Annotated in this window: 21 protein-coding genes; 6 read left to right on the top strand and 15 right to left on the bottom strand. The window is 68.8% G+C overall.

The annotated features are described in order from the left end of the window. Position 1: 1 nt before the first annotated feature. Positions 2-2371 (bottom strand): M43 family zinc metalloprotease, encoded by a 2370-nt coding sequence (locus AB0H36_RS10030; RefSeq protein ID WP_360519586.1) that lies wholly within the window; start codon positions 2369-2371, stop codon positions 2-4. A gap of 262 nt (positions 2372-2633) precedes the next feature. On the opposite strand from AB0H36_RS10030, the gene AB0H36_RS10035 reads away from it, so the two are divergent. Then, positions 2634-3179: a hypothetical protein gene (locus AB0H36_RS10035; protein WP_360519588.1), complete on the top strand. Its 546-nt coding sequence runs from the start codon at positions 2634-2636 to the stop codon at positions 3177-3179. A gap of 95 nt (positions 3180-3274) precedes the next feature. Here the strand turns inward: AB0H36_RS10035 and pcaD are convergent, their stop codons facing one another. Next, positions 3275-4018 (bottom strand): 3-oxoadipate enol-lactonase, encoded by a 744-nt coding sequence (gene pcaD, locus AB0H36_RS10040; RefSeq protein ID WP_360519590.1) that lies wholly within the window; start codon positions 4016-4018, stop codon positions 3275-3277. 35 nt (positions 4019-4053) lie between these two features. Here pcaD and AB0H36_RS10045 point away from each other — a divergent pair, with 35 nt between their 5' ends. Next, positions 4054-5007 carry an asparaginase gene (locus tag AB0H36_RS10045; RefSeq protein WP_360519592.1) on the top strand — a complete coding sequence of 318 codons (954 nt, stop codon included), beginning with the start codon at positions 4054-4056 and terminating at the stop codon, positions 5005-5007. Between the two features lie 18 nt (positions 5008-5025). Here AB0H36_RS10045 and AB0H36_RS10050 read toward each other — a convergent pair whose 3' ends face one another. Then, positions 5026-5436, bottom strand: a complete 411-nt coding sequence (locus AB0H36_RS10050; protein WP_360519594.1) for a DUF2000 domain-containing protein — start codon at positions 5434-5436, stop codon at positions 5026-5028. A 79-nt stretch (positions 5437-5515) separates the two neighbouring features. Here AB0H36_RS10050 and AB0H36_RS10055 point away from each other — a divergent pair, with 79 nt between their 5' ends. Further along, positions 5516-5974 (top strand): Lrp/AsnC family transcriptional regulator, encoded by a 459-nt coding sequence (locus tag AB0H36_RS10055; protein ID WP_360519596.1) that lies wholly within the window; start codon positions 5516-5518, stop codon positions 5972-5974. Here AB0H36_RS10055 and AB0H36_RS10060 read toward each other — a convergent pair. From AB0H36_RS10060 to AB0H36_RS10110, 11 genes are all read right to left on the bottom strand, one after another. After that, on the bottom strand, positions 5960-6847 hold the full coding sequence (locus AB0H36_RS10060; protein ID WP_360519598.1) for a sigma-70 family RNA polymerase sigma factor: 888 nt from the start codon (positions 6845-6847) through the stop codon (positions 5960-5962). The two genes, AB0H36_RS10055 and AB0H36_RS10060, sit on opposite strands and share 15 nt — an antisense overlap. Next, a complete protein-coding gene (locus AB0H36_RS10065; RefSeq protein WP_360519600.1) occupies positions 6796-7227 on the bottom strand; it encodes a carboxymuconolactone decarboxylase family protein in 432 nt (143 codons plus the stop codon). The genes AB0H36_RS10060 and AB0H36_RS10065 overlap by 52 nt, the downstream gene beginning before the upstream one ends. Before the next feature lie 161 nt (positions 7228-7388). Continuing rightward, entirely contained in the window at positions 7389-8156 is a 768-nt protein-coding gene (locus AB0H36_RS10070) for a hypothetical protein (protein WP_360519602.1), read from the bottom strand. Positions 8157-8306: 150 nt separating this feature from the next. Further along, a complete protein-coding gene (gene rodA, locus AB0H36_RS10075) occupies positions 8307-9473 on the bottom strand; it encodes a rod shape-determining protein RodA (protein WP_360519604.1) in 1167 nt (388 codons plus the stop codon). Positions 9474-9509: 36 nt separating this feature from the next. Continuing rightward, on the bottom strand, positions 9510-11570 hold the full coding sequence (mrdA, locus tag AB0H36_RS10080) for a penicillin-binding protein 2 (protein ID WP_360519606.1): 2061 nt from the start codon (positions 11568-11570) through the stop codon (positions 9510-9512). Next, on the bottom strand, positions 11567-12109 hold the full coding sequence (gene mreD, locus AB0H36_RS10085) for a rod shape-determining protein MreD (RefSeq protein ID WP_360519608.1): 543 nt from the start codon (positions 12107-12109) through the stop codon (positions 11567-11569). The genes mrdA and mreD overlap by 4 nt, the downstream gene beginning before the upstream one ends. 1 nt (position 12110) lies before the next feature. Continuing rightward, positions 12111-13076 carry a rod shape-determining protein MreC gene (mreC, locus tag AB0H36_RS10090; protein WP_360519610.1) on the bottom strand — a complete coding sequence of 322 codons (966 nt, stop codon included), beginning with the start codon at positions 13074-13076 and terminating at the stop codon, positions 12111-12113. A 10-nt stretch (positions 13077-13086) separates the two neighbouring features. Next, positions 13087-14115 (bottom strand): rod shape-determining protein, encoded by a 1029-nt coding sequence (locus AB0H36_RS10095; protein ID WP_360519612.1) that lies wholly within the window; start codon positions 14113-14115, stop codon positions 13087-13089. A 158-nt stretch (positions 14116-14273) separates the two neighbouring features. Further along, complete coding sequence (ndk, locus tag AB0H36_RS10100) at positions 14274-14684, bottom strand: nucleoside-diphosphate kinase (RefSeq protein ID WP_360519614.1); 411 nt, start codon at positions 14682-14684, stop codon at positions 14274-14276. A 40-nt stretch (positions 14685-14724) separates the two neighbouring features. Next, positions 14725-15051, bottom strand: a complete 327-nt coding sequence (locus tag AB0H36_RS10105; RefSeq protein WP_360519616.1) for a DUF4233 domain-containing protein — start codon at positions 15049-15051, stop codon at positions 14725-14727. Further along, positions 15048-16409: a folylpolyglutamate synthase/dihydrofolate synthase family protein gene (locus AB0H36_RS10110; RefSeq protein ID WP_360519618.1), complete on the bottom strand. Its 1362-nt coding sequence runs from the start codon at positions 16407-16409 to the stop codon at positions 15048-15050. Before AB0H36_RS10110 ends, AB0H36_RS10105 begins: the two co-directional genes overlap by 4 nt. Positions 16410-16483: 74 nt before the next feature. Here AB0H36_RS10110 and valS point away from each other — a divergent pair, with 74 nt between their 5' ends. The 3 genes from valS to AB0H36_RS10125 all read left to right on the top strand — a co-directional run bounded on the left by valS (position 16484) and on the right by AB0H36_RS10125 (position 21802). Continuing rightward, the gene (gene valS / locus AB0H36_RS10115) at positions 16484-19024 is read left to right on the top strand and encodes a valine--tRNA ligase (protein WP_360519620.1); all 2541 of its coding nucleotides are present in this window, start codon (positions 16484-16486) and stop codon (positions 19022-19024) included. A 144-nt stretch (positions 19025-19168) separates the two neighbouring features. After that, positions 19169-20095 carry a hypothetical protein gene (locus tag AB0H36_RS10120; RefSeq protein ID WP_360519622.1) on the top strand — a complete coding sequence of 309 codons (927 nt, stop codon included), beginning with the start codon at positions 19169-19171 and terminating at the stop codon, positions 20093-20095. 69 nt (positions 20096-20164) lie between these two features. Then, complete coding sequence (locus AB0H36_RS10125) at positions 20165-21802, top strand: DUF1841 family protein (protein WP_360519624.1); 1638 nt, start codon at positions 20165-20167, stop codon at positions 21800-21802. 126 nt (positions 21803-21928) lie between these two features. Here the strand turns inward: AB0H36_RS10125 and AB0H36_RS10130 are convergent, their stop codons facing one another. After that, positions 21929-22855: an AEC family transporter gene (locus tag AB0H36_RS10130; protein WP_360519626.1), complete on the bottom strand. Its 927-nt coding sequence runs from the start codon at positions 22853-22855 to the stop codon at positions 21929-21931. Between the last annotated feature and the right edge of the window lie 112 nt (positions 22856-22967).

The raw sequence follows: 22967 nt of genomic DNA on the forward strand, positions 1-22967 counted from the left end.
GTCAGCTCAGCACCACCTGTTCGATCGAGGCCGGGGTCTCCGGGACGGTCACCTTGAAGTCGCTGATGATGCCGCCGAGCGCCTCGTAGCCGGTGACCGACGGCCCCCAGGCCGAGCCGTCCCACCACTTGTGGTAGAGCTGCTTGTCGGTGCCGGTGACGAACACGTCGAGCCGGTTCGCGCCCCACGAGACCACTCGCGGCTCGTCGGTGCAGATGCCGCCCATGTACTCGTACCCGGTGACCGACGGTCCCCAGGCGGACCCGTCCCACCACTTGTGGTACAGCGCGGAATCCGTCCCGAGCACGAACACGTCGAGCCGGTCGGAGTCCCACGAGACGACGGTCGGCGCCGTCGTACAGACACCGCCCATGTACTCCCAGCCCGACCAGGCCGAGCCGTCCCACCACTTGTGGTACAGCGCGGAGTCGGTGCCGATGACGAACATGTCCAGCCGGTTCTCGCCCCAGGCAACGACCCGCGGCGGCGAAGCGCAGACGCCGCCGAGGTACTCGTAGCCGTCGACCGACGGTCCCCACGCCGAGCCGTCCCACCACTTGTGGTAGACCGCGTTGTCGGTGCCTAGCACGAACACGTCGAGCCGGTTCTCGCCCCAGGCAACGACTTCGGGCGGGCTCATGCAGATCCCGCCGAGGTACTCGTACCCGGTCAGCGACGGTCCCCAGCTCGAGCCGTCGTACCACTTGTGGTAGAGCGCGCGGTCGGTGCCGAGCACGAACGCGTCCAGCCGGCCCGGTCCCCAGGTGGCCAGCCGCGGCGGGCTCATGCAGATGCCGCCCATGTATTCGTAGCCGGTGACCGACGGTCCCCAGGCGGACCCGTCCCACCACTTGTGATAGAGCGCGTGGTCGGTGCCGAGGACGAACGCGTCCAGCCGGTCCGGCCCCCAGGACGCGACTTCAGGAGCACTCATGCAGATACCACCCATGTATTCGTAACCGCCGACGGACGGTCCCCAGGACGATCCGTCCCACCACTTGTGATACATCGCCAGATCCGTGCCGAGCACGAACGCGTCCAGCCGGTTCGCGCCCCACGCCACCACCGAGCCCGCCGGTTCCGGCGTCGCTCCGGCACCGACCGCGCCGGCGATCAGGCTCGACCGCACGGTGTCCAGGCAGGCCTCCATCCGGGCCACCTGGTCGTCGGTGAACATCACCATGCCGCGGTCGTCGGTGTAGTCCATGTAGTCGTAGAACAGGTCGCCGTTCGGCCCGTTGCTGCAGGTCACGTGCGGGAACGTCGGTACGCCGAAGTTCGGGCCGGCCTGGTTCGGGGTGTCGGCGACCTCGTCGCTGCCGCTGCAGCCGGTGCCGTCGTCGCCCCAGATGTGGAACAGGTTCAGGTAGTGCCCGACCTCGTGCGTCGTGGTCCGGCCCAGGTCGAACGGCGCGGCCGCCGTACCGTTGGTGCCGAACCCGCTGTGCAGGATGACGACGCCGTCGGTGTCGGCCGGGCCGCCGGGGAACTGCGCGTACCCGAGCAGGCCGCCGCTGAGCTGGCACACCCAGATGTTCAGGTACCGGTCGGCCGGCCACGGGTCGTGCCCGCCGGTCGCCGACGACTTGACCTTGTCGTCGGAGCCGAAGCCGTTGACGGTCGTCTGGGTCCGGGTGACACCGGTGGTCGGGTTGCCGTCCGGGTCCTCGGTGGCCAGGTAGAACTCGATCCGCGCGTCCGCGATCAGCCCGGTGAACGCCGCCGGCACGATGCCGAGGTCGGCGTTGGTGGCCCGGAAGTCGTGGTTCAGCACGTCGATCTGGCTGTCGATCTGGGCCTGCGAGATGTTCTGCGCCGCGGTCTTCCAGATCACGTGCACGACGCAGGGAATCCGCGCTATACCGGCAAAACGTTCCTGGCGGGAGACGTACTGCGTCGTCGCGTTCTCGAGCGCCGATCGGGCGGCGGCGTACTCAGGGGAGGTGGAAAGCAGCCTGCGGTGCACGTCCATCACGCCGCACTGCCGCCTGCTCGGAGTCTCGGTCCGCCCGTCCGTGCCGCTCATACCTGCACCACCGGCTCCGGCTCCGCCACCCATCCCAGCACCGCCGGCCTGACCGCCACCGCTCATCCCGGCTCCACCGGCCTGGCCGCCGCCGCTCATCCCGGCCGCGCCACCACCACCTGCCCCGCCACCTGCCCCAGCACCTGGTCCTGCGCCCGGTCCGCCCATCCCGGCCGGCATGTCACCGGCGCCGCCCGACCCACTCGTGGACATCCGGTCGCCACCGGGCATGCCGTTCGCCTGCGGCATCCCGTTGGCCGCCGAACCGGTCGCCGGCGCCTCGCCGGGCATCCGGTAGTCGTCGTCGCGGTGCTTGTCCGCGCGCCCGTTCGCCTTTCTCGGCATCTCTCCCCCTCCCGCGGGGGCGACGAGCAGGTCGGGATCAGCGCGATCCCGGACCGAAAAGGTTTACCCCCAGACCGCCCCTCGATCGAAGGCGGTCCTGCCCGCCTTCCCCCACCGAACAGCCTGCCCCCAAGCCACTGCTCTGCGTTCACCTTCCTCCCCCGCGCCCACCCACACAAGGCTTCACCCCGCGGCAGTGAACTTCCCGCAATTCCCCAACCCCCGTAGAAGAATTGCTTGAACAATCAAGAGGAGTACGCGAATGCGCCGAGAACTGTCAGTCCCGTTCGAGACCCGCGGCCACCGCGGCCTGATCGCGATCCGGGTCGTCCCGAACGACGACCCGTGGGCCTCCGGGCATCAACTGGTCGTTCCAGACCTGGACGCCGAATCGATCCGGGGATTCCCAGTCTGCACGGCGACCCTGCGATATCACGGCCACGGCATCAACGCGATCATGGGCTGGGTCCAGGTGATCACCCGGGAGTTCGACGGCGACGTTTCGGTCGACGTACTCCCGTACTTCGCCGGCACCCCGCTCTACAGCTACGGCCACCTGCCGACGTTCTTCGACGCCCCCGCCAACCCCGACCACCCCGACGGCACCTGGCGCGCCGACGCCTTCCTCGTCATCGCACCTGATGTCATCCGGACGCGAACGCTGCAGCCGATTGCCGCGTTCACCTGGGGCTATCGCCTGGTCGGCGGCTACCCTGACACCCTCGATCCAGCCCGTCTTGAGCACAGCAACTGGGCGGGCCACCGCACCGTTCTCGGCAGGGACTGCCCGGCCTGGTCCTTCGACTGAGTCAGCGACACCTTGCTGCTGGCCGGGGCGCAGGATTGCGGAGCCCGGTGCAGGAACTCGCGACTACGTCTTATCTCCGGCTGCGTACGCAGGCGCTAGCTCAGGTGGGCGAGTAGCAGCGGGTTGATGGTGTTGGGGTGGGAGTAGGTGACGAGGTGGGCGGCGTGTTCGATGATTTCGAGGTGGGCGCCGGGGATGGCTGAGGCGAGCGGGATGACGGTCTCGGGTGGGATCGAGGTGTCCTGCTCGGCGGTGACCAGCAGGACGGGTGCCGTGATGTCGCCGAGTTTGGCGCGCAGGTCCGTCGTACCGAGCGCCTCGCAGCACGCGGCGTACCCCTCGTCCGGAGTGTCGAGGAGTTGCTGCCGCACTTCGTCGGTGTCGGTGAAGTCGGTCAGGAACCAGCGCTCCAGGGTGGCGTCGGTGATCGCCTGGGTGCCCTCGGCGCGCACGGTTGCGGCTCGCTCGGTCCACATCTGGGCGTTGTCGGCCGGGCTGCACGGCGGGCAGAGGAGCGCGAAGCGGTGGAAGCGGTCGGGTGCGTTCTCGGCCAGCCACAAACCGACCGCGCCGCCGAGCGAGATCCCGACGTACGACGCCTGTTCCACGCTCAGTGTGTCGAGCAGTTCGAGTACGTCGCCGCCGAGGTCGTCGATCGTGTACGGCCCGGCCGGCGCCTCGGACTCCCCGTGCCCACGGTGGTCGAAGGCGATCACCCGGAACCGCTCGGACAGGACGCCGACCTGCGGCGCCCACATCGCGTGCGTCGTCCCGAGCGAGGAGCCGAGCAGAACCACGGGCGCGTCGGCGGGACCGGTCTCCGCATAGTTGAGTCGCATAGGCCCACCCTACGGACGCTGCTACTCTCCGCGGCATGACTCAGGGTGTGCCGGGCCTGGAATCCGTGGGCGAACTGGCGGCGGTGGTGCGTGGCGGCTTCGTCGAGAGCCGCCACTTCGGGATCGCGGTCGCGATCGATCCCGCCGGTACGCCGGTCGTCGCCGTCGGGGACGTGGACGCGGTGGTGCTCCCGCGATCCACGACGAAACCGCTGCAGGCGGTCGGGTGCATCGTGGCCGGCGCCGCGCTCCAAGGTGAGGAGTCCGCGATCACGTCCGGCAGCCACACCGGCGAGGACCGGCACGTCGCCGTGGTCGACCGGATGCTGGCGCGCGCCGGCCTCGACCGTGGTGCGCTGGGCTGCCCGCCGGACCTGCCCGAGGACACCGACACCCGGAACCGATTGGTTGCTGCAGGCATCGGTCCGTCCCGGGTCCTGATGAACTGCTCGGGCAAGCACGCGGCGATGCTGACGGCTGCCGACGACCCGGCCGGCTACCTGGATCCGTCCAGCAGGGTGCAGAAGACGATCATCGCCGAGATCGAACGGTTGACCGGGGCAACGACCGGAGTCGTCACCGTGGACGGTTGCGGCGCACCGCTGGTCGGCGTACCGCTTCGCGGCCTGGCGCTCAGCTTCAGCCGCCTCGCCACAGCGCCATCCGGTACGCCGGAACACGCTGTGGCAGAGGCGATGCGCTCGTACCCGGAGTTCGTCGGCGGTCGCGGTCACCAGAACACTCTCGTGATGCAGCACCTGCCCGGCGTCATCGCCAAGGGCGGCGCCGAAGGGGTCATCGCGATGGCCACTCCGGACGGTCACGCGGTTGCGGTCAAGGTGATCGACGGTAGTCCGCGGGCCACGACGGCGCTCGGGCTGATGCTGCTGAGCAAGTGCAGCGTGGACGTGTCGGCGGCCGCTGACCTGCTCGAGGTCCCCGTCCTCGGTGGCGGCCAACCCGTCGGCCGCATCGAGCTACGGCTTTAACTTGGGCTGCAGCTCTGGCTAGCGATAGAGAGCGAGCGCGCCGGTGAGCGAGTCGATCGCGGCGCGGGGGCCGAACAGGCCGAGGCCTAAGTACTCGACGTCCTCGGCCTTGGTGCCGCTCAACGTCGCCGACATCTGCTCGTAGGTCCGCGCCCGCTGGGCGATCTGGTTCATGTCGTGCACGGTCACGCCGTCCCGGGCCGCGGCCTGGGCCCGGAGCTCGTGCAGTTGCTCCGCGGAGGCGCGCAGGACCGGAATCGGATACGCGCACATCCCCGTGTGTGGGTTTCCCGAGGCGTCCTCGGTGTCCGGGCCGACCACGTCCTGGTGGTGGTGGCCGAGCGCGACGCCGAGCAACGCGGCCGTGTTCAGGGCGACGCCGACCGGCGCCTCGGCCGCGATGACCACGACCAGCTTGTTCGTCAGCACGGGCATCAAGCTAGCCGCTTGGCCAGCATTGTGGATGCCCGAGCGAACATCGTTCGGCATGTCTGCCAAACTTCCTGTCATGGACGAACTTGATACGGCGCTGCTGCGGATCCTGCAGAACGACGCGCGCCGGACCAACCGGGACATGGCCGCCGAGCTCGGCATCGCCCCGTCCACCTGCCTGGAGCGCATCCGCGGACTCCGCGATCGCGGGGTGATCAGCGGCTACCACGCCGAGGTCGACCTGCGGGCGATCGACCGCTCCACCCAGGCGATCATCTCGATCAAGCTCCGGCCGCAGGCGATGGCGGTGGCGACCGCGTTCCAGGACTACGTCAACCAACTGCCCGAGACGCTCGCAATGTTCATGGTCTCCGGCGCGTCCGACTTCCTGGCCCACGTGGCCGTCAAGGACACCCAGGCGCTCCGGGATCTGGTCCTGGCGCTGGCCAAGCGGCAGGAGATTGCCGACATCCGCAGCTCGGTCGTCTTCGAGCACCATCGCCGTACGACGGTGATGCCCCTACCCGAGCGCTGACAGCTTCTCCGGGTTCGCCTGGATCCGTACGGCTGCGACCTGGTTGCCGTCGAACTCCAGATGCAGGACATGCCGAAGCCCCGGGACCCGGACGTCCAGCGCCGGCCCGGTGACGAGGTCGAGCGGTACGACGCTGACGTCGTCGCGCGCGTAGACCCGGGCGAAGAACTGTGCGACCTGCTCGCGTCCGACAACCGGCTTCCGGGCGATCCGGGGCTTGCCACCGCCGTCGCTCCACTCGGTCACCGACTCCTTGAGCATCGCCTCGAGGCGGGGCAGATCACCGTCGCGCGCAGCCGCGACGAAGTCGAGCAACAACCTCCGCTGCTCACCGGGCGTCGGCTCGAACCTCGGCCGCTCCCGGTCCAGCGCCTTGATCGCCCGATTGTGCAGTTGTCGACAATCCTCTGCCGACCGCTCCAGGATCTCCGCGATCTCGTCGTACGGGAGCATGAACGCGGTCCGCAGCACGTAGACCGCTCGCTGCGGCGGAGTGAGCCGCTCCATCAGGTGCAGTACAGCGATCGACAGGTCCGAGGTGTCGACCGAGCTGAACGGGTCCGACGGCGCCGGTTCCGGCAGCCACTCCCCGACGTAGCTCTCCCGGCGCGCCTGCCGCGTCCGCAGTACGTCGACGCCGAGCCGCGTCACCACCCTCGTGAGGTAGCGACGCGGCTCGTGCACGGTGGCCCGATCGACGCCGGACCACCGCAGGTACGCCTCCTGCAGCACATCCTCGGCGTCCTGCCAGCTCCCGAGCAGCCGGTAGGCGAGGCTCGCGAGCATCCCGCGCGCCGACTGGTACTCGTCCAGGGCGCCGGTCAAGCGGCGAGCACCGGCTGCTTCCTGCTCGTGATCGTCAGACGGTTCCACAGGTTGATGGTGCCAATCGCAAGGAGCACGTTCGCGGCGCCCTCCGTCCCGAACTGCTCGACCGCGCCGTCCCACACCTCATCCGGTACGCCGCCCTGTCCGAGGCGCGTGACCGCATCCGTGAGGGCAAGAGCCGCACGCTCGCGCTCGTCGTAGAAGGAGGACTCGCGCCACGCCGCCAGGCCGAACAGGCGTTGCGAGCTCTCGCCGTCCTTGAGGGCGTCGGTGGTGTGCATGTCCACGCAGAACGCGCACTCGTTGACCATCGAGGCGCGCACCTTGATCAGGGCGAGCACCGAGTGGTCGAGCGCGCCCTGCACGTACTTCTCCAGGCCGAACACGGCCCGGAAGCCGGCCGGCACGACCTTGCTGAGATCCATTCGTTGTTCCATGCCCGCACGACGGTCTCGCGACGGCCCGGCGTGACAGTTGCGGATGTGACCCCGCTCACGCGTCCTACTAGACCCGCCTCATGCGCCCCTGCTTGACCCGCCTCATGCGCCCCTGCTTGACCCGCCTCACGCGCCCTAATAGACCCCGCTCACGCGCCCTTCTTGAGCACCTGCTGCGCCTTGGAGACGGCGGCCTCGGTCGCACCCTCGAGCTCACCCTCCTGGCCGGCGAGCAGGGTCACCGTGACGACGACGTCCTCGACGCCCGTGGTGGCTGCGGTGAACTCCAGGCCGCGGCGCGAACCCGACGTCGCGGTGAGGCGGAAGGCGAACGGATCGGTGCCGAACTGCGGCGCCTCGATCTCCTCGACCTCCATCGAGTAGCTGCCCTGGCCGATCTTCATCGTCACCTTCGAGCAGGAGGTGACCGCCTTCTTGTACGCGTGCTGCAGGTAGGCGACCTCGGCACTGTTGCCCATCGCATCGAGACCGAAGTCGATGAAGGTGCCTTCCTGGCCGGCCGAGAACGACCGGTGCGTGGTGGCCTTCGCGCCTGGCGCCTCGGTGGCGTTGAGGAACTTGACCAGCGTCTTGCACTTGCTGCTCGCCGACGAGAAGGGCTTCTCGGCGTCGCCGGCCGGGTCGTCCTTCTCCGGCTGGTAGCCGGCCGGAAGGTCCGCCTGCTCGAGCAGCGCCTTGGCGAGCTCGGCCGAAGTGCGCTTCACCGTGCCGGTCGCCGTCGGCGTGTCCGGTGCGGCGGTCGTGGCCGGCGTACTCGGGGCAGGTGTGGACTGGGCGGCCGCGTCGTCCTTGTCGTCACCACCGCAGGCGGTGAGCGACAGGCTGAGGGCGGTGACGAGCAGGAGCGGAAACGACACGAAGCCGCCGCGCCGGAGGCGCGCGTTCAGCAAAGTCATGGAGGAGGGCCTTCCAGAAACTGGAGGGCCGGGCGGGCCCACCGGTGGCCGAGCAGGCAGCAGCGTACCTGACATGTCAGGTCGTTCCGCCGGACCCCGGCCGCGGGCGTGGCGCTGTTGTCCTGCGTCGGAACTTTTCGACTCAGGACACTAGAAGCGGTGTGAGCGGAGGTGGATGTTCTGGAGTAGACCAATGGCCAGCAGGCAGGCGAACATCGACGAACCGCCGTAGGAGACGAACGGCAGCGGCAGGCCGGTCACGGGCATGATGCCGAGCGTCATGCCGATGTTCTCGAAGGCCTGGAAGGCGAACCAGCACACGATGCCGGTCGCGACCAGCCGGCCGAAGGCGTCCCGGGCGTTGATCGCGATCCGCAACCCGCGGAACAGGACGATCGCGAACAGCACGATGATCGCGCCCGCGCCGATCAGCCCGAGCTCCTCCCCCGCGACCGTGAACACGAAGTCGGTGTGCTGCTCGGGCACGAACGCGTTCTGCGTCTGCCCACCGTGGAACAGCCCCTGGCCGAACACGCCACCGTTGCCGATCGCGATCCGCGCCTGGTTCACGTTGTAGCCGATGCCCTGCGGGTCCTGCGACGGATCAGCGAACGCGATGAACCGCGCCAGCTGGTACTCCTTCAGCACCTGCAGCTTGATCGCCAGCGCCGCGACCACCACGCCGGCGGTGACCAGCCCGAGCATCCATCGCTTCGGCACCCCGGACACCGCGATGATCCCGAACACGATCGAGCCGAGCACCATCACCGTGCCGAGGTCGGGCTGCAGCATCACCAGCACCACGGGTACGGCGGCGACCGCGATCGCCTGCGCGACGTCGATCGTCCGGGCTGTCTCGCGGTGGTCGGTCTCGCCCTTCTCCGCGATCAGCAGCGCCATCCCGACGATCACCGCGAGCTTGGCGAACTCACTCGGCTGAATCGACAACCAGGGCAGCTGGATCCACGACCGCGAACCGTTGATCACCGCGCCGACCCCGGGCACCAGGACCAGGATCAGGCCGACGATCGAAGCGGCGTACAGGACCGGGGCGAGGAGGCGGACCCGGCGGTGGTCGGTGACGGCGGCAAGGATCGCGAGCACCGAGCCGATGGCGAAGTTCAGTGCGTGCCGGAGCAGGAAGGCGTACTGGTTCCCGTCGGTGAGCGAGGTCCGGCCGTGGGTTGCGGACCAGATCAGCATCGCGCCGATCGTGGACAACGCGACCACGCCCAGCACGAGCACCCAGTCCACGTGCCACACCGTCGACCGCCGGTCCATCCGCGGCCGCGTCCGGATCGGAGTCAGCAGCGCCATGACCGCGACCTCCTCGCGGCTCGACCTGACCCGGCGTTACTCATTGCTCGGCTTCTGCTGCTCGGCGGGGGGCGGCGTCGGCTTGATGTTGTAGAGGGTCTCGTAGATCTTCCGGACCGCGTCACCACCGGCGCCCGAACCCGTCCCGGCCTGGCTGATCATCATCACCACGGCATAGCGGTCGGTGTACGACGCCAGCCACGACGTGGTCTGCTTGCCGTAGACCTCCGCCGTCCCGGTCTTGGCCCGGATCTGCACCTGGTCGACCGGGAAGCCGTTGAACTTCCAGGCCGCCGTTCCGGTCTTGACCGTCTCCTTCAGGGACCGGTCGATGTAGCGCAGGTTGGCGGCGGACACCGGCAGCTTCGCCTTCACGGTCGGCTTGATCTCGTGCGCCTTGCCGTTCGCGCCGACCCAGGACTGCACGACGCGCGGCTCGTACAGCGTGCCGCCGTTGGACAGCGCCGAGTAGACCGTCGCCAGCTGCAGCGGCGTGACCGTGGTGTCGCCCTGGCCGATCGCGAAGTTCACCGCGTCACCGGCGCGGTAGCGGTAGCCGTCGGCGCAGAACTCGCGGGAGAACTGCTTCAGGAACGCCGACGTCCCGGCCGGCGGGTTGTCGGCGAGCTTGCAGTAGTAGTCCTTCTGCGAGTCGTAGTACTCCTTCTTCCACTTGCGGTCCGCGATCCGGCCGCTGACCTCGCCGGGCAGGTCGACGCCGGTCGGCTTGCCGAGGCCGAACTTCTGCGCCATCTCGACCAGCGGGTCCCGGGTGTTCACGTCGCTGGAGTTGCCGCCCTCCTTCAGCCAGAGCGCGTACGCGATCCGGTAGAAGAACGTGTCACACGACAGCGACAGCGCCTGGTCGAACCCGATCATCCCGTACGACGCGGACTCGTAGTTCTTGAACCGGCGGTTGCCGACCTCGAAGTACGACGAGCAGTCGAGCCGGGTCTTGGTGCTGTACCCGGCACTCATCGCCGCCGCGGTCGTGATCGGCTTGAACGTCGACCCAGGCGCCAGCTGTCCTTGCAGCGCGCGGGAGACCAGCGGAGTGCCGGACTTCGACGAGTACAACGCGTCCAGCTCGCGCTGGGTGATGCCGCCGACCCAGACGCCCGGGTCGTACGTCGGGTAGCTGGCCATCGCCACGATCCGGCCGGTCTTGGTGTCCATCACCACCGCGGCCCCGGAGTCGGCGACGTACTTGCGTTTGGTGATCTTGTCGTACTGCTTCCGCGCGGTCAGGATCGCGTTCCGCAGCTGGGCTTCGACCGACGCCTGGATCCGCGCGTCGATCGTGGTCACCAGGGTCGCGCCCGGCACCGGCGCGGTCTGCTTCTGGACGCCGGTGGTGTACCCGACCGCGTCGACGATGACGTCCTTCACTCCCGGCGCACCGCGGAGGAGCTTGTCGTAGGTGCGCTCCACACCGGCACGCCCGACCAGGTCGGAGCGGTGCGGAACCGAGTCGCCGCCGGACTTCTCGATGTCGTCGAGCTCCTCGGTGGTGATCGGTGACAGGTAGCCGAGGATGTGGGCCGCGTTCACCTTGAACGGCGCCGGGTACGCCCGCAGCGCCTGCGACTCGGCGGCGACGCCCGGGAAGTCCTCGCGGCGCTCCATCACCTCGATCGCGACCTGCTCGCTGACGTCCTTCGCGACCGGGATCGGCTGGTACGGCGTGCCGTTCCAGCAGGCCGGTGGCTTCGACGCGCCGGGCTCGCCGCACAGCATCGTCCGGGCCTTGAGGTCCCTCGGCTTCTGGCCGAGCACCTTCGCCAGGCGGGCGATCACCACGTTCTGCTGGCTTTCGGGCAGTTTCGCCATCACCGAGCGGTCGACCGTGATGACCAGCGACACCCGGTTGCCGACCAGTGTGCGGCCCTTCGAGTCCACGATCGTGCCGCGCGGCGCCGGCACCAGCACCTGGCGGGTGTGCTGCTGGGTCGCGGCCTGCGTGTAGTCCTCGTTGGACATCACCTGCATGTACCAGAGCCGCGCGAACAACGTGCAGAACAAGGAGAAAACCAGCACCCCGATCACGAACAACCGCAATCGAGCTTTGAGTGGGGCTTCGAAGCCGTCAAAACTCATGACAGCACCCGGCGGCGTTCTCTGGCGGCGACGAAGCGGCCCATCACCCACATCACCAACGGGATCACGACGATCGCGCCGACCACGTCGTACCCGGCGGCGATGCCGAGCCGGACGCCGAACTCGCCCCAGTCGACCGAGGGATCGTGCAGCAGCGACCCGGTGGCGCAGTAGATGAACAACGACAGCGTGGCCCCGAGCACAACGGTCGCCGCGACGATCAACGGACCGACCGGCCCGACCGGACCGGTCGACGTCTCCCGCCGGATCAGCCCGGCCACGTACCCGGCGATCGCCAGCGCCAACGCCCACCGCCCGGCCGTGTGATCGGCCGGCGGTACGACGTCCAGCAGCAGACCGCCCGCGAACCCGGCGATCGCACCCCACTCCGGCCCACGTGACAACGCCAGCGCGATCACGACGATCAGCACCAGGTCACAGGTGACCCCGGCGACCGCGATGTTCGACAGCACGGACGTCTGCACGGTGACGGCAACCATCAGGAACAGGGCTGCCAACCCGATCCGCAAGGCAATCACGTCAGTTCCCCTTTCCCTGTGTCGGTGTCGTCGTCGGTTTCAGTGGTGTGCGCGGTGTGCGGGCCAGCGGACCGGTCACCACACCCACGGTGTCGATCCGGGTCGGATCGACGTACGGCTTGACGATCGCCGTGGACCCGAGCGCTCCCTGGTTCGGCGTCACCGAGGTGACCACGCCGATCGGCACGCCCGGCACGTACGGCGCGTTGCCGCTCGAGCCCCAGGTGACGATCCGGTCCCCGACCTTCGGCCTGGCCTTGAGGTCGACCAGCTTGTAGTCGAGGGTGCCGCCCACCTCGCCCCGCCCGGAGACGAAGCCGAGCGCCATCGAGGCGTTCAGCCGGCCGCCGACGGTCGAGCTGCGGTCGCCGATCAGCAGCACGGTCGCGGTCGCCTGGGTGGTACGCACCACCCGGCCGACCAGGCCGTCCCCGTTCAGCACGGTCATGTCGACGCGCACGCCGTCCGCCGTACCGGCGTCGAGGGTGACCGTGTGGTTGAAGCTCTGCGCACTGCCGATCCCGATCACCCGGGCCGGGGTGATCGTGTACTCCGGCGCGAGCTTGAGCAGCCGGTCCAGCTCGGCTGCCCGGCCACGGGCGTAGTCGGTGGTGTTCAGATCCTGGTGGAGCTTCTCGTTCTCACTCTTCAGTTTTTCGTTCTCGGCCTTCAACCTATCCATTTCCGCGAACCGGTCGCGGAGGTTGTCCACAGGTTGCCGGGCCGAGCTCGCGGTCGACTCCAGCGGGCCGAAGACACCCGCCGCGGCCTCGCGCAGCGGATCCACCGGCGAGCCGGCCGAGCGCCGCGCGTCGAGCACGATCAACGTGAAGCAGGCCAGGATCACCAGCACCAGCACGGTTCGCCGCCGGCGAACCGAGCTGGGGGTGCCGGCCGAGCGCAGCGGCGCCTCTCCGGCCGAGCGGAAGGCGCTCCGCGCCGTCGGAGTGCCGAGGTCTTTGAGCATCGGTGGATCCTCAGCGGCGGTTGTCGGTGACCAGGATGCGGTTGAGGGTCTCGATGTTGTCGACACACTTGCCGGCGCCGAGCACGACCGCGTCCAGCGGGTTCTCCGCGACGTGGATCGGGATGCCGGTCTCGTGCCGCAGCCGCTCGTCCATGCCCTTCAGCAGCGCGCCGCCGCCGGTCAGCACGATGCCGCGGTCGACGATGTCACCGGCCAGCTCGGGCGGGGTCTTGTCCAAAGTGGCCTTGACCGCGTCGATGATCGCCGTGATCGGCTCCTCGATCGCCTGCCGCATGCTCGCCGACGACACCTTCACGGTCCGCGGCAGCCCCGAGACCATGTCCCGGCCGCGGATCTCGCTGTCCGGCCCGTCGGTGGTCGGGAACGCCGACCCGATCGTCATCTTGATCTGCTCGGAGGTGGCCTCGCCGAGCAGCAGCGAGTACTCCTTCTTGCAGTAGTTCACGACCGCCTTGTCGATCGCGTCACCGGCCACCCGGATCGACTGGCTGGTGACGATGCCGCCGAACGAGATGACCGCGACCTCCGTCGTCCCGCCGCCGATGTCGACCACCATGTTGCCGGTGGCGTCGCGGACCTCGAGGTTGGAGCCGAGCGCGGCCGCCATCGGCTCCTCGATGATGTAGACCTTCCGGGCGCCGGCCATGTACCCGGCGTCGCGGACCGCGCGCTGCTCGACCGCGGTGATCCCGGACGGCACGCAGACCACGATCCGCGGCTTGGCGAAGTACCGGCGCCGGTGCACCCGCTGGATGAAGTAGCGCAGCATCTGCTCGGCGGCGTCGAAGTCCGCGATCACACCGTCCTTGAGCGGGCGGATCGCGGTGATGTTGCCCGGCGTCCGGCCGATCATCTTCTTGGCCTCGTGCCCGAACGCGACCGCCTCGCGCGGCTCGTCGGTCCGGGTCGCGACCACCGACGGCTCGTTCAGAACCACCCCGCGGCCACGCACGTAGACCAGGGTGTTCGCCGTACCGAGGTCGACCGCCATGTCGCGGCCGAGCATGCTGTTCGCCATCGAGGCGCCTTCCGCTCGATCCGGTTTTCAGGCTAAACGCGCGACCACCGTCGCCGACGCATCGACACGGGCCCGGCTCCGGATCACCAGGTCGCATACGCATCGTATCCGACCGAGCACCTGTGGAGACTGCCGGGGGAGCGGCCGGAACGTGGTGATCAGGGCAGGTCGGGGAACCAGATCTTGATCTCGCGGGCGGCCGACTCCTCGGAGTCGGAGCCGTGCACGAGGTTCTCCCGGTTGGACAGCGACAGGTCGCCGCGGATGGTGCCGGGGGCGGCCTTGCGGCCGTCGGTGGCGCCGTTCAGGGCCCGGACGACCTCGATCGCCTCGTCACCCTCGAGCACCAGGGCGACCAGTGGGCCGCTGGTGACGAAGGCGCGCAGCGGCGGGTAGAAGTCGCGCTCGACGTGCTCCGCGTAGTGCTGGTCGGCCAGGTCGCCGTCGATCGCGCGCAGGTCCATCGCGACGATCCGGAGCCCCTTGGCCTCGAACCGGCCGAGCACCTCCCCGACCAGGCCACGGCGTACCGTGTCGGGCTTCAGCAGGACCAGCGTGCGCTGCGACATCAGTCAGACTCTCTCTCGAAGTAGGTCAGGCGCGCTGAGCCTAACCGGTGTGCGCCCGCTTCGCTTCCTCGATCCGGCGGCCGAGAACGATGGCGGCGACCCAGAAGCCGGCGAAGAACAGGCCGAGCACGAACATCACCGGTACGACGAAGCCGAGCCCGACCGCGCCGACCTGGACCACCCAGCCGAGCGCGTACCCGACCCGGTTGCGCAGCAGGCCGGTCGCCAGCAGAGCAAGTACGGCGAGGCCGAGGCAGACCGACAGCGCGATCGCAGGCCGGACGCCGGCGATCGAGATCATCACCGGCGTCACCAGCGCGAGCACCAGGGACTCGAACCCGAGCACGATCGACGCCAGGGATCTCATTGCTCGTCCTGCTTGGGCTTGCGGACCAGCAGGGCGCGGGCCTCACCCGCAGTGATCACGGACCCGGTGATCAGCACGCCGCCGGTACCGAGAGCGACCGCGTTCTCCTCGGCCAGCCGGATCGCGTCGTCGATCGCGTCGATCAGGTGCGGCCGGACCAGGACCCGGTCCTCGCCGAACACCTCGGCGGCCAGCTCACCCAGCTCCTCGGCCGGCATCGACCGCTCGACGAAGCTGTTCCGGGTGCAGACGACCGTCTCCATGATCGGCTCGTACGCCTCCAGGAGGCCGTACACGTCCTTGTCCTTCATGCAGCCCAGGACGCCGATCAGCGGCTGGAAGGCGAAGGCCTCGGAGACCGTGGCCGCGGTTGCCTCGGCGCCGTGCGGGTTGTGCGCGGCGTCCACGATGATCGTCGGGCTGGTCCGGACCACCTCCATCCGGCCCGGGCTGGTCACCTCGGCGAAGGCGGCCTGGAGCAGCTCGGTGGTGACCCGGCCCTCCGCCTGCGGGCCGGCGCCGAAGAGCGCTTCCACGGCCGCGACCGCGGTGGCGGCGTTGTGCGCCTGGTACTCACCGTGCAGCGGCAGGAAGATGTCGTCGTACTCGCCGCCCAGGCCCTTCAGCGAGATCAACTGGCCGCCGACCGCGAGCGAGCGGCTGACGACACCGAACTCGATCCCCTCGCGGGCGACCTGCGAGCCCACCTCGGCGGCCTTGCGGGTCAGCACCTCGAACACGTCCAGGCTCTGCTGCGACATCACCGTCGTACCGCCGGGCTTGATGATGCCGGCCTTGTCCTGCGCGATCGTGACCGGATCCGCGCCCAGGATGTGCGCGTGGTCGACCGCGACCGGGGTGATCACCGAGACCGCGCCGTCGGCGACGTTGGTCGAGTCCCAGGTGCCGCCCAGGCCGACCTCGACGATCGCCACGTCCACCGGGGCGTCGGCGAAGACGGCGAACGCCATCGCGGTCATCACCTCGAAGAACGACAGCGGGTGCTCCTGCTCGGCGTCGACCACATCCAGGTACGGCGCGAGCTCGGCGTACGCGTCGACGAAGCGCTGCTCGCTGATCGGCTCGCCGTCCAGCGTGATCCGCTCCCGTACCGACTCCAGGTGCGGGCTGGTGAACCGGCCGGTCCGCAGTCCGGCCTCGCGGACCAGGGCGTCCACCATCCGCGCGGTGGAGGTCTTTCCGTTGGTCCCGGTCAGGTGCACGACGGGGTACGCCTTCTGCGGATCGCCGAGCAGCTCCACGAGCCGCCGGACCCGGTCCAGCGTGGGTTCGATCTTGTGCTCCGGCCATCGTTGCTGGAGCCGCGCCGATACCTCGGCATAGGAGAGGTCGCTCATCAGGACACCGAGTCTAGTGAGCGCTGTGGATAACCGGTCGGAAGCACCCCTTGACAACCACTACGATTGTGCGCATGAGCCAGACGTCCCGTGTTCCAGACAAGCCCACCCTCGAAGGCCTCGAGGAGAAGTGGGCTGCGGTATGGAGGGAGCAGCAGACCTACGCCTTCGATCGCACGGCCGAGCGCGCCGAGGTGTTCTCCATCGACACCCCGCCGCCGACCGTCTCCGGGTCGCTGCACGTCGGGCACATCTTCAGCTACACCCACACCGACCTGGTCGCGCGCTACCAGCGGATGCGCGGGAAGAAGGTCTTCTACCCGATCGGCTGGGACGACAACGGCCTGCCCACCGAGCGCCGGGTGCAGAACTTCTACGGCGTCAAGTGCGACCCGTCGCTGCCCTACGACCCGGACTTCACCCCGCCGGCCAAGCCGGACCCGAAGAAGCAGGTCCCGGTCAGCCGGCAGAACTTCGTCGACCTGTGCGGTGAGCTGACCCACATCGACGAGCAGGCGTTCGAGGCGATGTGGCGCCGGGTCGGCCTGAGCGTCGACTGGTCGTACCTCTACACGACGATCTCCGAGGACTCCCGCCGGACGTCGCAGCGCGCCTTCCTGCGCAACTTCGCCCGCGGCGAGGCGTACCTGGCCGAGGCGCCGACGATGTGGGACGTCACGTTCCAGACGGCGGTCGCGCAGGCCGAACTGGAGGCGCGGAACTACCCGGGCTTTTTCCACCGGATCGCGTTCCACGCTCCGCACGGCCCGGTGTACATCGAGACCACCCGGCCGGAGCTGATCCCGGCCTGTGTCGCGCTGATCGCGCACCCCGACGACGAGCGGTACCAGGGCTTGTTCGGCAAGACCGTGAAGTCCCCGCTGTTCGGCGTCGAGCTGCCGGTCCTGCCGCACGAGGCGGCCGAGCCGGACAAGGGCGCGGGCATAGCGATGTGCTGCACGTTCGGTGACCTGACCGACGTTCAATGGTGGCGCGAGCTGCAGCTGCCGGTCCGCACCGTCATCGGCCGCGACGGCCGGTTGCTGCGGGAGACGCCCGAGTGGCTCGAGGGTTCCGAGCTGTACGGCGAGCTGGCCGGCAAGACCGTGTTCAGCGCGCGGGAGCTGATCGTCGACGCACTGCGCGAGAGCGGCGACCTGGATGGCGAGCCCAAGCAGACCCAGCGGATGGCGAACTTCTTCGAGAAGGGCGACAAGCCGCTGGAGATCGTCTCCACCCGGCAGTGGTACATCACCAACGGCGGCCGGGACGCGGGGCTGAAGCAGGAGTTCGTCGATCGCGGCAACGAGCTGGCCTGGGTCCCGGAGCACATGCGGCACCGCTACCTGAACTGGGTCGAAGGGCTGAACGGCGACTGGCTGATCTCCCGCCAGCGCTTCTTCGGCGTCCCGTTCCCGGTCTGGTACCCGATCGACGCCGAAGGCGAGCCGGACTACGACCACCCGCTGATGCCGAGCGAGGCCGAGCTGCCGATCGACCCGACCTCGCAGGCCCCGCGCGGGTACGACGAGTCCCAGCGCGGCAAGCCGGGCGGCTTCGAGGCCGACCCCGATGTGATGGACACCTGGGCGACCTCGTCGCTGTCCCCGCACATCGTCTGCGGCTGGGAGCGGGACGACGACCTGTTCCGCCGTACCTTCCCGATGGACCTGAACACGCACGCCCACGAGATCATCCGGACCTGGCTGTTCTCCCGCGTCGTCCGGGCCCACTTCGAGAACGGCACGCTCCCCTGGGCGCGGTCGATGATCTCCGGCTTCGTCGTCGACCCGGACCGCAAGAAGATGTCCAAGTCCAAGGGCAACGCGATCGTCCCGTCCGAGATCCTGGAGAAGTTCGGCTCGGACGCGGTCCGCTGGCGGGCCGCGATGGCACGGCCGGGGCTGGACTCGCCGTTCGACGAGTCGCAGATGAAGGTCGGCCGGCGGCTGGCGATCAAGGTCCTGAACGCGTCGAAGTTCGTGCTCGGGTTCGGGGCGACGACGGTCGACGCCGCGGCGGTCACCGAGCCGGTCGACCTGGCGATGCTGCAGCGGCTGCGGTCCGTGGTCGCGGACGCCACCACCGCCTTCGACCGGTACGACTACACCGGCGCGCTCGAGGTCAGCGAGCGGTTCTTCTGGACGTTCTGCGACGACTACGTCGAGCTGGTGAAGGAGCGGGCGTACGGCGGCCAGGGTGAGGCGGCCGCGTCGTCCGCGAAGGCTGCGCTGGCGGTTGCGTTGTCGGTCCAGCTGCGGCTGCTCGCGCCGTACCTGCCGTTCGCGACCGAGGAGGTCTGGTCGTGGTGGCAGGAGGGTTCGATCCACGTCACGCGGTGGCCGGAGCCGGACGTCGACCTCGCGGTCGCGGCGCAGGAGCCTGAGGTGCTGGACGCGGTCTCGGAGGTTCTGGCCGGGATCCGCGGGGCGAAGTCGGAGGCTCAGGCCTCGATGAAGACCGAGGTCAGCAAGGTCGAGGTCAGCGGGCCGGCGGCCCGGCTGGCGCTGGCCGAGCGGGCCGAGCCCGACCTGCGTGCGGCCGGCCGGATCACCGGTGAGATCGTCTGGAGCCCGGACGACTCCGACTCGGTGACGGTCGTCGCGACCCTCTGAGGTTCGTTTCACGCTGGCGCCCGCCTCCTTCCGGGGAGGCGGGCGCTACCGTTTCAACTTGAACGACTACGCTGCGGAACCGCCTTTGTGCCGATGTGGAACCATCAGGGTCGAACCGCGCGACCACAGTCCCGAGGAGCCCCCATGAGCGACCCGACCACCCCGGACCGCCCCACCCCGGCAACCGGTGCAGTGGCCGACTCAGCAGGTAAGCCGGCTGAGGAAACGGCTACCGCGGAGGAGAAGCCGGCAGCTGGTGCGAGCGGCGTCGAGGACACCTTGGAGCTCGCGAAGGTCGAGGACGCGGCATCCAACGGGAAGCCGGCGGCTGACGCCACAGCAGCCGCCGGGAAGCCTGCAGAAGGCAAGACCGCTGACCCCAAGCCGGCTGACAGCAAGACAGCTGACAGCAAGACGGCTGACGGTAAGGCGGCTGAAGGCAAGACGGCCGAGACCACGGCAGCTGACGGCAAGGCGGCTGGGGCCACGGCAGCTGAGGGTAAGGCGGCTGGGGCGAAGGGTGCGGGTGGGAAGAAGTCGCGGTTGCGGGGGTTGAAGCGGGGGCCCTGGTTGACTGTGGGCGGGGCTGTGGTGGTGCTGCTCGTGCTGGCGGTGCTGGGGTACGTGTGGGGCCTTGGGCCCATGAACCGGCTGAACACCGCCCGCGGGATCACGCCGCCCGGACAGCTGGCGGGCCTGGACCGGATCACCGACCAGGAGATCCGCAACCAGCTGCAGTTGGACCAGACCCGCGAGGCGCTCAGCCGGATCAACGACGGCAAGCAGGCAACGGTCGAGGCGTACGGGAACCTCGACGGCGACCGGATGTTCGTGGTGATCGCGCTGCGCGGCAAGGTCGACATCGACAAGACAGTCGCGGACTCCGGCGCGACCCCCGAGAAGATCAAGAAGGTCGGCCGCGCCACCTGCGTCGAGTCGTCCGGCAACCTCCCGACCCAGTGCTACCGCGGCTCGAACACCCTCACCGTGATCGCCCAGTCGGCCAACGAGGACGTCACCGTCGACGCAGTCGCCCCAGTAGCCGAAGAAGCCTTCAACGCAATGAAGTGACCTCAGCAACCGTCTACGGCGTCATAGCCCCGACCTCGTCCTCAGCACCTGGCTCTGCAAGACTCGAGCATGCCCAAGAGCCGCGGCCGGAAGAAGGCGAGCAAGAAGGTCCACAACACTCGCTCCAGCGGACGCCGCTCAGCAGTGTCCGAACTGGACGCGACCTATCGCGAGGTCTTCGCCGGCCTCGACCAGATCGCTCGCGGTGGGGATCCGCTCGACGCGGAAGTGCTGATCTCGATGGTCTCCGGCGATGGCTGGCAGGCCGGCGAGACAAGTGCCGACCACGCGCCGATCGAGGATCTCCTCGACGCCGCGGAACGCCGTACCGCACGCCCTGGAGCGGTGGCCCTGGCTCGCGCGGCCGCCTCGATGGCGCCGACCGCAGACCTCGCCGCACGCGCCCGGGATGTGGCCGACGGTCTGGTTGCCCGTGGTGCTCCGGAACCGTCCTGGTCAGCCACGCTCGATCAGATCACCGCCAACGGGTGCTGGGCCCTGCGTGACGTGTATGGCGACGGAGCCAGCGTGCTGTGTTCCTTCGAGCGTGCCGGCCGTCGTCATGGGCTCTCGGTGCTGGTCGACTTCAACCATCTCGGTGGCTGGGCGAAAGACATCCTGCTCGCCGAGGATGTCGAGAGCATGCTCGAGTTGATGCGCGAGGGCGCGGCCGATGCCAGTCAGACCATGTACCTGAAGCAGATCGATCCGGGCGAGGCGAGAGGTCTGCTGGAAAGCGCGTTCGCCGCCACCGACAGCACCTGGCAGCCCGAGGTCTCCGACGAGTTCGTTGAGCTGAGAGCGCTCGCGCTCTCTCGCCTGAAGGTGCTTCCCGAACCGCCGGAGCCGACGGAGTCCGCAGAGCCCGGCGACGGCGAACGAGCCGAGATCGTTCAGGAGTTTCTGGCCTCACCGGAAGCCGCGGACCTCCCCTCGGTGGGCGACCCGGAGTACTGCGCTCGACTGATCGTCGACTACGGCGCGGACTACGACGACGGCAAGCTTCTGCGCGTCAGCCCGGCCAAGACCGAGATCTTCCTGCTCGGCTGGGTGCCGCGGAAGGTCGTCCTCGATCCCGGCGACCGCACTCTGTTGCCGGAGCTGATGAGCGCCTGGGTCCGCTGGTCCGCACGTCGCCAAGGCCTGCCTCCCGCCGCCCTCGACGAGTTGCAGCGGGCGGCGCGGATCTGCGCGGAGGAGTTCGGCAGCGCGTACGACGAAGCCGATGCCTCGTCGCCCGCCAAAGCACTGCTCAGGGGTCTGCCGGACACAGAGAGCGTGGGGGAACTGCAAGACGCGCTCGACCGGCGACGATTCGCGATGCCGTACTTCGGCACCAGGATCGGTGACGAGGATTTCCCGCGGCTGGATCCCAACGATCCGGACGAGCGGTCGATCCTGATCGAGGGCGAGCATCCCGAGTACCACGCGGCTCTCGCGGATCCGGCGTTCGAAGGCGAGATCGACGGCGTGAATCCACGCCTGCACCTGGCGATGCACGACATCGTCGCCAACCAGTTGTGGGACAACGATCCCCCAGAGGTCTGGGCGGCCGCGCGCCGGCTCCTCGACGCGGGTCACGATCGCCACGACATCCTGCACGCCATCGGCCACGCGGTCATGACCCACCTCTACACCGCTCTCACCGACCAGAAACCGGTCGACGTCACGGCCTACCGCGCAGAACTCGACAATCTCGGCCGCTGATGCCGCGTCAAGCCGGCTGTGTGCATTTTCGACAGGAGGTGTGCGTTGCCCGAGCGCAATCCCTCAGTCGGTTCACGCGGGGAGCAGCCCGCAGCAGTCATATACGTCCTGTCGAAATGCACGACGTCAGCCCAGGAGGCCGGTGATGAGGGTCATCAGGGGGATGGAGAGGAGGGTGCTCAGGAGGACGGCGCTTCGGGCGAGGGTGCGGCTGCTGCGGTAGTGGACGGCGTAGACGTAGACGTTCTGGGCAGTGGGCAACGCGGCGAGCAGCGTCGGCGCTAGCAGCGCGGCGCCTCGCAGGTCGAGCATCCACCGGGCGACGGCGTACGCGACCAACGGTGTCGCCACTGTCTTCAGCAGCACAGCCAGCACGACGTCCCGCCGCAACGTGATCGAGTCACGCGTACCCCCGCTCAAGCTGAGCCCGTAGGCGATCAGCCCGACCGGCACAGCCGCGGCAGCAAGCAGATCGATCGGCCGCATCAACAGCGTCGGCAATTCCACGTCGATCGAAGCCACCGCCAGACCAAGCAGAGACGCGACCGTCAGCGGATTGCGCAGCGGTCGCATCAGCACGGTTCGCAGCGACACCCGCCGCCCCGACCCTTGCCGATCCCCGTCGAGTACGGCGAACGCGATCGGCGCCATCACCAGCAACTGGAACAACACGATCGGCGCAACCAACGCACCATCACCAAGCACATAAGCAGCAACTGGCACACCCAGGTTGCCCGCGTTCACGTACGACGACGCCAGTACGCCGATCGTCGCCTCGGACCGGGTCCGTCGCCAGATCACCACGGCCACCAGCAGGAAGATCAGCTGCACCACGAACAGGCTGACCACGTTCGTGACCAGCACCGCCGAGAAGATCGACGGCAGGTCCGCCCGCGCAACCGTGGTGAACAGCAGAGCCGGCGTCGCCACGAAGAACGCCAGCCGCGACAGCACCAACTCGTCCTGTGCACGCAGTACGCCGAGCATCCCGACGACGTACCCGAGGACGGCGACCGAGACCAGTGCGACGAAGGCGCCAACGACTGCAGACACAGCAGGTCAGGCATTCGGCGACATCGACACGGCCGCGATCCTATCCGAATCGACCCCTGGCCTCGCTGACAACTCAGTCACTGAGATCTCCCCCGCCCCGGCACCAACCCTT

It is taken from the genome of Kribbella sp. NPDC050820 (assembly GCF_040653975.1).
In the GTDB taxonomy this organism is placed as follows: domain Bacteria; phylum Actinomycetota; class Actinomycetes; order Propionibacteriales; family Kribbellaceae; genus Kribbella.